The 12,815-nt window shown below is 60.0% G+C and carries 15 protein-coding genes and 1 other annotated feature; all 15 genes read right to left on the reverse strand.

Translation table 11 applies throughout. The annotated features are described in order from the left end of the window. Positions 1–52: 52 nt before the first annotated feature. A complete protein-coding gene (locus ACFSR7_RS10945) occupies positions 53–490 on the reverse strand; it encodes an ACT domain-containing protein (protein ID WP_378115794.1) in 438 nt (145 codons plus the stop codon). 171 nt (positions 491–661) lie between these two features. Next, a complete protein-coding gene (gene obgE, locus ACFSR7_RS10950) occupies positions 662–2,005 on the reverse strand; it encodes a GTPase ObgE (protein WP_378161393.1) in 1,344 nt (447 codons plus the stop codon). A 52-nt stretch (positions 2,006–2,057) separates the two neighbouring features. Further along, the gene (locus tag ACFSR7_RS10955) at positions 2,058–2,831 is read right to left on the reverse strand and encodes a Spo0B domain-containing protein (protein ID WP_378161395.1); all 774 of its coding nucleotides are present in this window, start codon (positions 2,829–2,831) and stop codon (positions 2,058–2,060) included. Positions 2,832–2,954: 123 nt separating this feature from the next. Then, the gene (gene rpmA / locus ACFSR7_RS10960; protein WP_090115598.1) at positions 2,955–3,263 is read right to left on the reverse strand and encodes a 50S ribosomal protein L27; all 309 of its coding nucleotides are present in this window, start codon (positions 3,261–3,263) and stop codon (positions 2,955–2,957) included. A gap of 25 nt (positions 3,264–3,288) precedes the next feature. Beyond that, positions 3,289–3,606 (reverse strand): ribosomal-processing cysteine protease Prp, encoded by a 318-nt coding sequence (locus ACFSR7_RS10965; protein ID WP_378161397.1) that lies wholly within the window; start codon positions 3,604–3,606, stop codon positions 3,289–3,291. A 10-nt stretch (positions 3,607–3,616) separates the two neighbouring features. Then, positions 3,617–3,928 carry a 50S ribosomal protein L21 gene (gene rplU / locus ACFSR7_RS10970; protein ID WP_090115596.1) on the reverse strand — a complete coding sequence of 104 codons (312 nt, stop codon included), beginning with the start codon at positions 3,926–3,928 and terminating at the stop codon, positions 3,617–3,619. 11 nt (positions 3,929–3,939) lie between these two features. Next, positions 3,940–4,024, reverse strand: a sequence feature (ribosomal protein L21 leader region). A 77-nt stretch (positions 4,025–4,101) separates the two neighbouring features. Beyond that, entirely contained in the window at positions 4,102–5,337 is a 1,236-nt protein-coding gene (locus ACFSR7_RS10975) for an Rne/Rng family ribonuclease (RefSeq protein WP_378161399.1), read from the reverse strand. A 79-nt stretch (positions 5,338–5,416) separates the two neighbouring features. Beyond that, a complete protein-coding gene (locus ACFSR7_RS10980) occupies positions 5,417–6,292 on the reverse strand; it encodes a M50 family metallopeptidase (RefSeq protein ID WP_378161401.1) in 876 nt (291 codons plus the stop codon). Continuing rightward, positions 6,285–7,490: a peptidoglycan DD-metalloendopeptidase family protein gene (locus tag ACFSR7_RS10985; protein ID WP_378161403.1), complete on the reverse strand. Its 1,206-nt coding sequence runs from the start codon at positions 7,488–7,490 to the stop codon at positions 6,285–6,287. Before ACFSR7_RS10985 ends, ACFSR7_RS10980 begins: the two co-directional genes overlap by 8 nt. 133 nt (positions 7,491–7,623) lie before the next feature. Then, positions 7,624–8,772, reverse strand: coding sequence for an FtsW/RodA/SpoVE family cell cycle protein (locus ACFSR7_RS10990; RefSeq protein WP_378161405.1), 1,149 nt, complete (start codon positions 8,770–8,772; stop codon positions 7,624–7,626). Positions 8,773–8,778: 6 nt separating this feature from the next. Beyond that, entirely contained in the window at positions 8,779–9,573 is a 795-nt protein-coding gene (gene minD / locus ACFSR7_RS10995; RefSeq protein WP_378161407.1) for a septum site-determining protein MinD, read from the reverse strand. Positions 9,574–9,577: 4 nt separating this feature from the next. Then, positions 9,578–10,240, reverse strand: coding sequence for a septum site-determining protein MinC (locus ACFSR7_RS11000; protein WP_378161409.1), 663 nt, complete (start codon positions 10,238–10,240; stop codon positions 9,578–9,580). Between the two features lie 85 nt (positions 10,241–10,325). Next, a complete protein-coding gene (mreD, locus tag ACFSR7_RS11005) occupies positions 10,326–10,862 on the reverse strand; it encodes a rod shape-determining protein MreD (protein WP_378161411.1) in 537 nt (178 codons plus the stop codon). Next, the gene (gene mreC, locus ACFSR7_RS11010) at positions 10,859–11,683 is read right to left on the reverse strand and encodes a rod shape-determining protein MreC (protein WP_378161413.1); all 825 of its coding nucleotides are present in this window, start codon (positions 11,681–11,683) and stop codon (positions 10,859–10,861) included. The genes mreD and mreC overlap by 4 nt, the downstream gene beginning before the upstream one ends. Before the next feature lie 87 nt (positions 11,684–11,770). Beyond that, positions 11,771–12,796 carry a rod shape-determining protein gene (locus tag ACFSR7_RS11015; protein ID WP_378115818.1) on the reverse strand — a complete coding sequence of 342 codons (1,026 nt, stop codon included), beginning with the start codon at positions 12,794–12,796 and terminating at the stop codon, positions 11,771–11,773. Positions 12,797–12,815 lie beyond the last annotated feature (19 nt).

Here is a 12,815-nt window from a genome sequence, read left to right on the forward strand (position 1 = left end):
TCCGCTTCATGCTCTGCGAGCTCCTATTACGGCATGGACTGCACCGCTTTCGTTAACTGCGGCCGACGACGGACGCGCGCCGAACGCCGTCCAGCGCCTTCAGCCGCTCGACCAATTCGCCGATGCCGCCTGTCATTTGCGCCGCATCGATCGTTACGACGACGTTCGCCAAGCCTTGCAGCGGGATAGACTGCGTGATCGTAAGCACGTTGCCTCCGCTGTCCGCAAGCAGCGCCAGCATACGGGACAAAATCCCCGACCGATGCTCCAGATCGATCGACAGCGTCGCAATCGACTCCCGCGCAGCCTGGTCGAGCGCATATACGCCGTCTTTGTACTTATAAAAAGCACTGCGGCTAATGCCCGCCCGCTCGGCCGCTTCATTTATCGTCGCCGCTTCGCCGCGCCGCAGCATTGCCTTCGCCTGCTCGGCCCTCCGCATGCCCTCGGGCAACAGATCCTCGCGGACCGCGTAATATTGCTCCGCCATCCCCCGTCCTCCTAGGAAAGACGCATGTTTGTGTATAGTGGACATTATATCCGATCGGCACCGGGGCGGCAATAGTTGAATGGCATTAAAAAAAGCCTTATCGCCAGCCGCGCGAACGCCGGCTGGCGATAAGGCTCCGTGCCAGGCGCTATTCGTAAGGCCGCCAAGCGCTTATTCGTCTTCGTACAGGTACTCTTGCTCGCCGCCTTCGAAGAACTCGAACTCGAAGTCACCGATCCTGATGATGTTGCCGTTTTTGGCTCCGCGCTTGCGAAGATCCGCGTCCAGCCCGATCTTGCGCATGATTCGCGCAAAGCGCATGACCGCTTCGTACGAGCCGAACTGCGTCCGCCTCAGGAGGCGCTCGATCGATTCGCCTTCGACGACGAACGTGTCGTTGTCCCGGGAGATCGTATAGTCATGCACTTCCTCGCGGTGTTCCAGCCGGTAGACGACGCCTTCGGCCTCTTCAGCTTCCCTGGCCTCCTGCGCGGCCAGCTCCGTCGGATCCGGTGCCGTTGCCAGCACTTCGGCCGTCTTGTACAGCAGCTCCGGCACGCCGGCTCGCGTGAGCGACGAGATCGGATACACTTCGATATCGGAACGAACTTCCGCGAGCTTGGCCTTGAACGCCGCCAGGTTCTCTTCGGATTCGGGCATGTCCATCTTGTTCGCCGCGACGATCTGCGGTCGCTCGGTCAGCTTGAGATTGTAAAGCTTGAGCTCTTCGTTGATCTTGACCCAGTCTTCAAAAGGATCGCGCCCTTCGAGCCCGGACATATCCACGACATGCACGATAACGCGGGTCCGCTCCACATGCCGCAGAAACTCGTGGCCAAGTCCGACGCCCGCATGCGCGCCTTCGATCAGACCGGGCAGATCCGCCATGACGAAGCTGCTGTCATCGCCAAGCTCAACGACGCCGAGGTTCGGCGTCAGCGTAGTAAAGTGATACGCGCCGATCTTCGGACGTGCGCCGGATACGACCGACAGGAGCGTAGATTTGCCGACGCTCGGAAATCCGACGAGGCCGACATCCGCCATGACCTTCAGCTCCAGCGTCACCCAACGCTCTTTGCCCTCTTCGCCGTTTTCGGCGATGGCCGGCGCGGTGTTGACGGAGCTCTTGAAGCGCGTATTGCCGCGGCCGCCGCGGCCGCCCTTCGCGATGACGACGGCCTGGCCGTGCTGCGTCAGATCGGCGATCATCTCGCCGGTGTCGTCGTCAAATACGACCGTGCCCGGAGGCACGCGAACGATCATATCATCCGCGTTGGCGCCGTGCTGGGACTTGTTGCGTCCCTTTTCTCCCCGCGTGGCCTTAAAGTGTTTTTGATACCTGAAGTCCATAAGCGTACGGAGCCCTTCGTCGACCTTGAACACGACATCGCCGCCATCGCCGCCATCTCCGCCCGCCGGTCCGCCTTCGGGAACGTACAGCTCCCTGCGGAACGCGACGAGCCCGTCGCCGCCGTCCCCGCCTTTAACATATATTTTTGCCTTGTCTACAAACATGTTGTGATCACTCTCGTTTCCGCTTCGATGAGCAGGCAATCTGAAAATGCGTTCACTCGACCGGCACGACGACTGTCAGCTTGCGTGCGCCTTCTTCCCCGTCTCCGTCAGCAGACGCGGACAACCGCGTCCCGTCCGGGAGCAACTGCGATACGTCTTCCCGCAGGCCGCTCCAGGCGGACCAGCCGCCTTCGTACGATGTTGCAATATGCAGCTCGCCGCTTGCCTGGAAGAAGGCGATATGGAGCTTGTTCTCTTCGGCCGTTACGGCCGAAGCGCGTACCCGGTAAGCGTTGATGAGGCCGATGGCCGCCCGAGAGACGCGCTCCGGGCCCGCCGATACGACGCTAGACGCCTGCAGGCTCTCGTCTACCCGGGCATCGAGCGTCATCGTATCGCAGAACGTCCGAAAGGAGAGCAGATAAGCGGACAGCTCCGGACTGCCGAGTCGCGATATGCGGCTGTCGCGCTCCATTTCTTCCTTTATTCTGTCCACGACAGCGATCGCCTTATCGATTTTTTGCATGCGCAGGTAGCCGTATAATATTTGCAGCTCGTTCATCCAGTCGTGCCGATGGTGGCTCAGCGTGCCGACGAGATCCTGGCGAGACTTGACGATGTCTCGCGAGGCGCGCTCCACCAGCCTGTCCGTCTCGCGCTTGAAGGCGCGACGGCAGGTGATGGCTGCGACCAAAGCCGCAGCGACCGCCCAAACGAGAAACAGCACGATCGGCCACCACTGATCCCGCCACGCTACGACCGCGCAAGCCGGGATCAGGAGCGTCGCAGCCGCAAGCATTAAGCCATAGGTTTTTTGTCCAGGCATCATTACTTTTCCCCGCTTTGGATACAGCCGACGCAGGCTGCCTTGTAAATGGCAGAAGCCGTATTCGTGTCCGCCTACGCAAAAACCCCGGCCACTACGCGCGGCCGGGGTTCTGGATGTCGATTATTCAAGTGCGGCGGCGACTGGCGCCACCGGAGCCGGATAGACGCTAACTTTCTTGCGATCGCGTCCCCAGCGCTCGAACTTCACGACGCCTTCGACAAGAGCGAACAGCGTGTCGTCCTTGCCGATGCCGACGTTGTTGCCCGGGTGGATCTTCGTGCCGCGTTGGCGAACGAGGATCGTGCCGCCCGTAACGGCTTGGCCGTCAGCGCGCTTCGCGCCCAGACGCTTGGATTGGCTATCGCGTCCGTTCTTCGTGGAACCTACGCCCTTCTTGGATGCGAAGAGCTGAAGATTGAGCTTCAACATGGTGTCAACCTCCTTCTGTGCTTAATTATTGCTTGATCCGAACGTGCTTCGCGTATTCCTCCGCGATGTCCTCGAGCGCGACGACCATCCCCTCCAGCAGAAGCTGGACGCGGTCGGAATCGACGCCCTCGGGAGGCATATCCGCGGAGAGAAAGCCCGACTTCACCTTAGCCTTCGGCACGATACCTGTCAGGCGCTCGATGGCGTTGACAGCGCCGACCGTAACGGCCGACACGCCCGCGCATACGATATCCTTACCCGGATCGTCGTATCCCGCATGCCCGGATACTGCGAAGGACTTGATCCGCTGCCGCTCGTCGCGGCGAATGTCGATCTTGATCATCCTGCGCCTCTTAAGCCTGGATGCTCTCGATCGTCACCTTGGTGTACGGTTGGCGATGGCCTTGCTTCTTGCGTTCGTTCTTCTTCGGTTTATAGTGGAAGACGATGATCTTCTCGCCCTTGACGTGCTTCTCAACCTTGCCCGTCACGCTAGCGCCGGACAGAAGCGGAGCTCCGGTAACGAAGCCCTTGTCGCTGGATACGGCCAGAACCTTGTCAAACGTAACGCTGTCGCCTTCGCCTGCGGAGAGCTTCTCCACGAAGATGACGTCGCCGGCTTGAACCTTGTATTGCTTGCCGCCAGTCTCGATAATCGCGTACATGTGTGCACCTCCCTCATTCTAAGACTCGCCTCATGGGGTGCCGGCCGCTTGAGCGTCCGTTCTTCGATACCCTTTGGAGTGCGGTTGTAGCTTGCAATTGACAGGAGCCCATTGCACGCACTAGAGTATTCTATCACACGCCGTCGCCTGTGGCAACCTGTTTGTGGCGAGCTTCAACGCACGTACGTTCTGCCGGTTCCTTTGCAGGCGATGCACGTCTCGTAGAAATAGCTCATCAGATCGGCGCGGGTTTTCTTTCTCGTAATCTCGAGCAAGCCCAGCCTTGTCCAGCCTACGACCTGGCATTTGGTCCGGTCCTGCCGCATCGTGTCCTCGATCCGCTCGACCACCCGTCTGCGATGCTCCTCGTCGGTCATATCGATAAAATCGACGATGACGATGCCGCCGATGTCGCGCAGGCGAAGCAATCGAGCGATCTCTGCGGCAGCCTCGAGATTCGTCTGAAAGACGGTTTCTTCAAGGTCGATCGCCCCCGTGTATCTGCCGGTATTGACGTCGATGACAGTCAACGCCTCCGTATGGTCGATAACCAGATATCCGCCGCTGCCAAGCGTCACGCGCCGCTGGAATGCCCGGTCGATCTGCGCCTTGATCCCGTAATGCTCATATAACGGCGCCGCTTCGGCATGAAGCCTGACGCGCTGCTCGAGATGCGGCGCCGCTTGACGCAGATAAGCCCGCGCATCGCGGTAAGCGCGCTCGTCATCGACAATCAGCGCCTCCATGTCGGGCTTGAAGACGTCCCTCACCGTCCGCTGTACGAGCCCGAAGTCGCGGTGAAGCTCCGCCGTCGCCTCGGCACCCGCTCCCCGCTCCGAGATGTGGCGCCACACGTTGCGCAGCCCTTCCAGGTCCCGCGCGAGCGATTCCCGCGATTCGCCTTCGGCGTTGGTCCGCAGAATAAGCCCTTCTCCGGCCTCCCGCAGCTCCTCGGCGAGTCCCTTGAGCCTGGCGCGCTCGTGCTCCTGTTCGATCTTTTTGGATACGCCGACGTAATCGGCGTGCGGCATATAGACAAGACAGCGGCCCGGCAGCGAGTAGTGCGTCGTGATCCGCGCGCCTTTGCCGCCGAGCGGCTCCTTCATAATCTGTACGACGCGCCTGTCGCCCGGCTTCAGAAGCTCGGCGATGGAAGGCTTGGTCTTCGGCTGACGGTCCAGATGAGGATGAAGCACGTCGTCCACGTACAGGAAGGCGTTTTTGGGGAGCCCGATGTCGACGAACGCCGCCTGCATGCCGGGCAGGACGTTAACGACGCGTCCCAAATAAATGTTCCCGACCAGAGAGGTGCCTTCCGAGCGCTCGACGCTGAATTCGGTCAGCACGCCGTCTTCGAGAAGCGACGACTGAGTCACGTTGCGCGTGCAGTGAACGAAGAGCTGCTTCATGCCTACCTCCTGGGCGAACGGTCCCGCATTCCCCGGAGCGAGCGCTGCCGGGCTGCGACGACAGCCGTTTTAACCCATTCTACATGAAAAAACGAAAATCCGCATTCCCTTCCGTCAAGCTGCCCAAAAAGCCGTCGATGACCTGTCCCTCGGGCAGGACGCGCGAGATTTTTCCCTGATCCATCATATAGACGAGATGGTAGCGCTCCTTCATGAGCAATCGGACGACGTGGGATAGCTGGCGATGACGCGATACGACGATTGGCTGCGCCAGCGTCCCCGCATCGATCCGGCTCGAAGAACGCTCCGCCCGGCGGACGAGAAAACGCAGAAAGACGAAGGGCAGATTGCGCATATACGTCCAATTGGAAGCGAACAAAAACAAGCCGATTGCGAGCAAGTTAAGATGCACGAGTCCGCCGTAGAGCGGAGGGGACAATGCGCCGAGGACGACAGCCGCGCTAAAAAAAAGGCTGATGCGAGCGCTCCATATAAGGGTGCGATGATAGGGGAAATGCAGGCAAAACCAGCACTGCAGCAGCCGCCCGCCGTCCAGCGGCAGCACCGGCAGCAGGTTGAAAGCGGCGATCAAGCCGCTCGCCCTGGCGAAATCCTCTGCCCAGAGCCGGTCGATAAGTCCGGCTTGCCCAAGCCCCCAGGCAGCCAGAGACAGCAGCGCGTTAAATGCAGGACCCGCTGCAGCGACGAGCGCCTCCTCGCGCACAGGCACGGAGCCCGCTTCCTCCGTTTCGACGACGCCCCCGAACGGCAGCAGCTTGACCTCGCGGACCTTCCACCCAAAGCGAAGCGCAGTCCAGAGATGGGCAAGCTCGTGCAGCAAAACGATAAAAAAAAGGGCGATCATCTCCTGGAAGCGGCCGGTGAGCACGGAGAGCAGCATGAGGAGCACGAAGAGCGGGTGGAACCTGAAGACGATTCCCCCGAGTTTAATCAAAAGGAATCACTTCCTGCGGATCAAGCGACTTGTCGCCCAGGCGAATCGCAAAATAGAGGGAGCGCACGCCTGCGCCGTCCGCAGCCGTACCCAGTACGCCGAGCTTGCCTCCGGCCTCGACCCAGTCGTCCGCGCGAACCGACGCCGCGCTTACGCCCCCGTAGACGGTCACGATCCGTCCCGCATGCTGCACGAGGACGGTTGCGTCCCCCTGGGACGAGGACGTAACCTGGATGACTCTGCCGCTATGAACGGCGTTCACCGCGCTCCCCGGAGCGGCCTCGATCCTTACGCCGCTGCCGTTTTGCTTAAAAGTCTCCGCAACGCGGCCTTGAACAGGGACGACCGTCGCTTGGCCGTCCCACTCCGCGGTCACTTCCTCTGCTTCGCTCGCGCCGTGGCGGAAGACGGGCAAGAAGGATGGCGAATCGCCGAAAACCCTGCCGTACCAGGCTTCCGCGGCGGAGAAATCCATGTCTTGGGTCACCGCGAGCGTCATCCACGCCTCGGCTTCTCCGCGGCCCGGCAGATCCCAGTTGAGCCAGCTCCAGGCTGCACCGTATAGTAGCAGGGCCACGGCCGCCCGCATGACGAATCCCCGTCGCAGCCGCGCAAGCATTCCGCGATCTTCGTAGCTCCGGCCGGGCGGACGGCCCGCGCCAGGCCCCACGGGCTCGTTGTACCACGGCGCAATCGGTATACTCCCTCCGTATAGGCCTGCGCTACTGGCGACTCTGCCGCCATTTCCGCTCATAGAGCCTCCTATCGCTCCGCCTACGGTTCCAACTGCTGTTTCGCCTGCGATACCGCCGCTCCCATGCATGTGCGAAGCGCCTGCTGTTCCCCCCGCAGAAAAGGCGGTTTCGGCATTCCGGTCGTTTCGGATACCGGCGCCTGCAGCCGGAAGGTCTCCCAGCGTTTTCTCCCCGCCGTTGCGCAGGCTGCCGGCGGATCCGAAGCCCTCAGCGAGTCCGTCGGTTCCAGCGCGCCTTCTCGTCTTCACGATCGGACTCCAGGCCGCGCTCATCCGCAACTGCCGTTGCCGTTCCTTCCACCACAGCTCGGGATCGGCTTCCAGCTCCTCCGGCGAATACGGCCTGTACGCATACGGCGCCGACGGCGCGCCGCCTCCGGGACCCGCGTCCCCCGCGGCTCTTCCCGTCCGTCCCGCCTCCCGCTTGTCCGGTTTCTTCGCCATGCCGAGCCCTCCTTGTCCTCTACTTCTAACACCTTATGGCTGCAGGACAAGGAATAGACCTCGCCGAACGCAAACAACCGCCCCTGCGTCTTGGAATAGACGTCTTGGGACGGCTGCATGGCAAAGTGCCAAACTATTCTTCAATCGTGTACTTGTCCTGATGCGCCCTGATGCTGAACACGAGTCCGATGGACAGCATGTTGAGCAGAAGCGAGGTGCCGCCATAACTGACGAATGGCAGCGTAATGCCCGTCAGTGGCATAAGGCCGATCATCATGCCGACATTTTGAAAAATTTGGAACACCAGCATCGAAGCGATCCCGATAATAATGAACGAGCCTTTGATATCGATGCACTGGTAAGCGATTATAATCATCCGGTATATAAAGACGAAGTACAGAAGCAGCAACACCGCGGCGCCCTGGAAACCGAATTCCTCCCCGACGACCACGAAGATCGAGTCCGAATACGTGTAAGGGATAAACTTGCGATTTTTGGACTCGCCCTGCATATATCCGTCTCCGGCCAGCCCGCCCGATCCGATCGCGATCTTGGCATACTCGGTCTGCCGCCTCGCGTCATCGGACGCTTCGTCGGGATGAATATAGGTGTTGATCCGTTCGTACCAATGCCCTTTGGAATGGTCGTTCAGATACGTCTGTATCTCCGTGTTGTACGTATTAAACAGCGTGTAGAACAATAGCAGGCCACCTACGACGGCGGCAAGGCCGATAAGAACGTAAGTGTAACGCACGTTGCCGATCCAGAGCATGCCGAGCACGATAAAAACGTAAATGGTCGCATTCCCGAGGTCGGGCTGAATCATGACGAGCAAAAACGGTACGAAAGAGACCGCCGCGATGAGCAGCACGTCCTTGCGCATGGAGAGCGGGTCCCCCTGCCGCCTGCCCATCAGCCACGCGACGGCTATAATCAGAAAGATCTTCACGATCTCCGCCGGCTGGAACAGCATGCCGCCGGGCAATTGGAACCAACTCTTGGCTCCGTTGATCGGAGCTGCGAACAGATACACTGCGACGAGCATGACGAGGCCGATCCCATACCAGACGAACCACGTTTTGAGCAGAAGCCGGTAATTGAATAAGGTCGTCAGCAGAATGAGCACGAACCCGATCGCATAGAATACGATTTGCTGCATCGGCTTGCCGGAATATCCGGCATCGACACTCGTTGCGCTTCGGACGAGCAGCGCGCTGATCGCCATGAAGCCGAACAGGCACAGCACCATGATCAGATCGATTTTTTTAAGTCGGTTAAGCAATTCAGATCAACCCATTCCGAGAAACTTGCGCATACGCCTGAACACGCCGGCCTTTTCGTCCAGATGCATAAGCGGCACCGTCTCGCCGAGAATGCGGCGCGCGACGTTGCGATAGGCCATCGCGGCGCGGGAGTTCGGGTTCATGACGGTCGGCTCGCCCTGATTGGCTGCCTTGATGACATCCTCGTCGTCCGGCACGATGCCGATCAAGTCGATCGCCAGCACCTGAATGATGTCGTCGACCTCCAGCATGTCTCCGCTCTTCAACAGGTTCGGACGAATCCGGTTGATGATGAGCTTGGGCTGGGAGATGTTCGTTTTCTCCAGCAGGCCGATGACGCGGTCGGCGTCGCGGACGGCCGCGTTTTCCGGCGTCGTCACGACGATGGCATGATCGGCGCCAGCGATCGCATTGCGGAAGCCCTGCTCGATCCCCGCCGGACAGTCGATGATGACATAATCGAAGTCGGGCTTTAATTCTTCTACGATTTTGCGCACCTGATCGGGCGAAATGTCGTTTTTGTCCTTGGTCTGCGCGGCCGGCAGCATGTACAGCTCATCGAAGCGCTTGTCCTTCACGAGCGCCTGATTCAGCCGGCAGCGCCCTTCCGCCACGTCGATCAAATCATAGATGATCCGGTTTTCGAGACCCATCACGACGTCGAGATTGCGGAGGCCGATGTCGGTATCGACCATGCATACCTTTTTGCCCATGAGCGCCAGGGCCGTGCCGACATTCGCGGATGTCGTCGTCTTGCCGACGCCGCCCTTGCCCGACGTCACGACTATCGCTTCCCCCATCGTACTACACTCCTTTGGCCTGCAAGGCTCGATTGCGGATATGATGCAGATGCGCCATCTTGTCGATCTGCATGGCGCCGTCTTTTAGATACGCGTACTCCATCCACGATTCGCCGCTGGCCCACTCGTCGGGCGGCCGGCTGATGACATCGGCGATGCGAAGCTGCGTCGGCTTCATGAGCGAAGCCGCGATAATTGCCTCCGCATGACCCGCGCAGCCGGCATGCGCGACGCCGCGCAGCGCGCCCATTATATAAATATCGCCCGTGCTCCGGACGGCTCCGCCGGGGTTGACGTCTCCCAGCAGCAGCAGATGTCCTTCGTGCTCGAGCGTCTGACCAGAACGGATCATGCCCGTGACCGTCTCGACCTTATATGAACTGTAGTCGGCCGGTCCCACCGGCAGCGGAGCGCTCTCGATCGATTGAACGACAAAATTGCCTTGCTTGCGGATAATCGAGCGGATGCGCTCCTTGTCCTCTTCCGGGAGTTGACGGGCCCCCAGCTTGATCTGTATATGCACGATCGGTCCGGCGAGCTGCTGCTCATGCTTTTCCAGCTTGGCTTCGAGCTCATCGATCAACGCTTCAAGCTCGCAAGCGTCGTCGAGCAGAAACACCAGCCCGTCCTTGACCCCTTTGATCGTCACTAGCGATTTGACATTCACGCCTCGTCCCTCCTACTGCTAACCAATTCGGGCAAGAATGTCCGAATTCCTGCCTGGCCGCCTCGCTCTGCGTCCGGCGCGAAGTTCAATTGCCTTCGGCTGCCTCCGATTGCGATACGACTTGCCGGACCAGGAAGCGTCGCGCCGGCAGATACAGCGCCAGTGCAACCAGCATGTGCAGCAGCAGCGTCGGCAGCACTTGCCAGTAGAAGACGAAGCTGGCGCTCAGGTGCGTCAAGGAGAACAGCTTATAGACGAAATAGACGAGCATGTCGAGCAAACCGCTGCCTATGCCTGTCAAGAGCAGGACGAAGGCCAGCGTGCTCAGCTTGCGCTCGAAGGCGAGCCCGATCAGATATCCGATCAGCGCCATGCCGAAGGCGTACGCACCGATCATATGGCCGTAAAATAGCATATCCTCGAGCAAACCGAACCCGAGGCCGAACAGAAAAGCGCGATGACGGCCGCCCAGCAGCGCGACGAAAACCGTCATGACGAACGGAAGATGCAGCAGCAGCCGGCCGCTCCAGGCGGACGGAATAAGCCAGGGCAGGACCGACGACTGAATCAGCAGCAAAATGAGCGTAGCTACGATGGCGCGGTTCAAACGAATCTTCGTCATGGCTGATCCGGATCCGGCGTCATGACGACGAATACTTCGTATAGATGGTCAAACTTGGCGGCCGCCTGGATCGTCGCCGTATGCGTGAGGCCGAAATCGCCCACCTGATTCGTCAGCACCTTGCCGATGACAAGGCCTTTAGGCAGGACGCCGCCTTGACCCGACGTGACAACCGTGTCGCCCTCAGCAACGTTCGCATTTTCGTCGATTTTGCTCATGCGCATAACGCCGTTTTCCTTGTCGTAGTCGACGATACCGAATACCTGCTGCTCCTTGCCCGACACGGTCGCGGAGATCTGGATCGTGTCCGGCGCCGTGGAATCCAGCTCGGTAATCGGCATGACCGTCGACGTGAACTCGGACACCTTGCTGACCAAACCGACAAGACCGTCAACGGTGACGACCGCCATGTTCGGCTTCACACCGTCATGGGCGCCTTGATCGATCTTGATCGTCTTGTCGTATGGATTGGAGCCACTCCCGATGACCTGCGAAGTGACATACTTGTAATTGAATAATTGCTCTTGCCTCTGTTTGAATTCAAGTTCCTGCTTGTATCGCTCGTTAACGCTAGCGATGTCATTGTACCGGATCTGATCCTGCGCATACATAGCCACCGTACGGCGCAGTTCCTCATTCTCTTTGTAGACGTCGGAAAGCCGGCCGAGGTCGCGGAAAAAGCCCGCGACCGCTCCGACCGGCCGATACAGCGCGCTTTGCGCGGTCCCGAACGCGTCGTTAACGAAGCGTTCGGGCCACGTCAAGCCGCTGCGGCGCAAGGTGAACCCCATGACGGCGATAAAAAGGATCAAGCCGATCATGAGAATGAATAAACGTTTGGTCCCGAATAATTTAAAAATAACGATCACCTGCTTCTGACATGCCGCCGAACGGCGGTACCTTGCGCATTAGCGGCCGCGCGAGGAGCCCTTGGACTTGAACAGATGGATATTCTCGAGCGCCCTGCCCGTACCGATGGCGACGCAATCCAGCGGATTCTCGGCGACGATCACCGGCATGCCGGTCTCTCTGGCTAGCAGCCTGTCCAGGTTGCGGAGCAGGCCGCCGCCGCCCGTCAGCACGATGCCGCGATCCATGATGTCCGCCGACAGCTCCGGCGGGCACTTCTCCAGCGTCACCTTGACGGCGTCGACGATCGCGTTCACCGTGTCGGCCAGCGCTTCGGTGATCTCGTCGGACGTAATGGCGAGCGTCTTCGGCAAGCCGCTGACCAGGTCGCGGCCGCGAATCTCGATCGACTCCATCTTGTCCAGCGGCATCGCCGAACCGATTTCCATTTTGAGCTGCTCGCTCGTGCGCTCGCCGATCATCAGATTATAGAGGCGCTTAATGTACTGCATGATAGACTCGTCCATCTCGTCGCCGGCCACGCGGATCGAGCGGCTCGTGACGATGCCGCCGAGCGAGATGACCGCGACCTCCGTCGTGCCGCCGCCGATGTCGACGACCATGCTGCCGGTCGGCTCCCAGACGGGGAGATCGGCGCCGATGGCTGCCGCGAACGGCTCTTCAATCGTGACGGCGTCGCGCGCGCCAGCTTGCTTGGCGGCGTCTTCGACCGCGCGCTTCTCGACGGCGGTGATGCCGGAAGGCACGCAGATCATCACGTTGGGATGACGCGAAGGGAAGGAGCGCTGCTTCTGGGCGCGATTCAAAAAGTACTTGATCATGGTAGCGGTCGTGTCAAAGTCGGCGATAACGCCGTCCTTCATCGGGCGAATGGCGCGGATGTTGCCCGGGGTCCGTCCGATCATTTTCTTGGCTGCTTCGCCGACGGCCTCGATCTTCTTTGTATCGGTACGAAGGGCTACCACGGATGGCTCCCTGACGACGATGCCTTTGCCTTTGACGTATACAAGTGTGTTAGCTGTGCCCAGGTCGATACCCAGGTCTCGTGTAAATCCTCCGAACATGCTTTGTAACCTCCTGTTG

The sequence above is a fragment of the Cohnella sp. GCM10020058 genome (assembly GCF_042683485.1).
GTDB lineage: Bacteria > Bacillota > Bacilli > Paenibacillales > Paenibacillaceae > Cohnella.

What these genes read in the sequence shown, in the direction of transcription:
- ACFSR7_RS10945 (WP_378115794.1), bottom strand. Translation starts at nt 490, where the DNA reads ATGGCGGAGCAATATTACGCGGTCCGCGAGGATCTGTTGCCCGAGGGC.
- obgE (WP_378161393.1), bottom strand. Translation starts at nt 2,005, where the DNA reads ATGTTTGTAGACAAGGCAAAAATATATGTTAAAGGCGGGGACGGCGGC.
- ACFSR7_RS10955 (WP_378161395.1), bottom strand. Translation starts at nt 2,831, where the DNA reads ATGCCTGGACAAAAAACCTATGGCTTAATGCTTGCGGCTGCGACGCTC.
- rpmA (WP_090115598.1), bottom strand. Translation starts at nt 3,263, where the DNA reads ATGTTGAAGCTCAATCTTCAGCTCTTCGCATCCAAGAAGGGCGTAGGT.
- ACFSR7_RS10965 (WP_378161397.1), bottom strand. Translation starts at nt 3,606, where the DNA reads ATGATCAAGATCGACATTCGCCGCGACGAGCGGCAGCGGATCAAGTCC.
- rplU (WP_090115596.1), bottom strand. Translation starts at nt 3,928, where the DNA reads ATGTACGCGATTATCGAGACTGGCGGCAAGCAATACAAGGTTCAAGCC.
- ACFSR7_RS10975 (WP_378161399.1), bottom strand. Translation starts at nt 5,337, where the DNA reads ATGAAGCAGCTCTTCGTTCACTGCACGCGCAACGTGACTCAGTCGTCG.
- ACFSR7_RS10985 (WP_378161403.1), bottom strand. Translation starts at nt 7,490, where the DNA reads ATGGCGAAGAAACCGGACAAGCGGGAGGCGGGACGGACGGGAAGAGCC.
- minD (WP_378161407.1), bottom strand. Translation starts at nt 9,573, where the DNA reads ATGGGGGAAGCGATAGTCGTGACGTCGGGCAAGGGCGGCGTCGGCAAG.
- mreD (WP_378161411.1), bottom strand. Translation starts at nt 10,862, where the DNA reads ATGACGAAGATTCGTTTGAACCGCGCCATCGTAGCTACGCTCATTTTG.
- mreC (WP_378161413.1), bottom strand. Translation starts at nt 11,683, where the DNA reads ATGATCGGCTTGATCCTTTTTATCGCCGTCATGGGGTTCACCTTGCGC.
- ACFSR7_RS11015 (WP_378115818.1), bottom strand. Translation starts at nt 12,796, where the DNA reads ATGTTCGGAGGATTTACACGAGACCTGGGTATCGACCTGGGCACAGCT.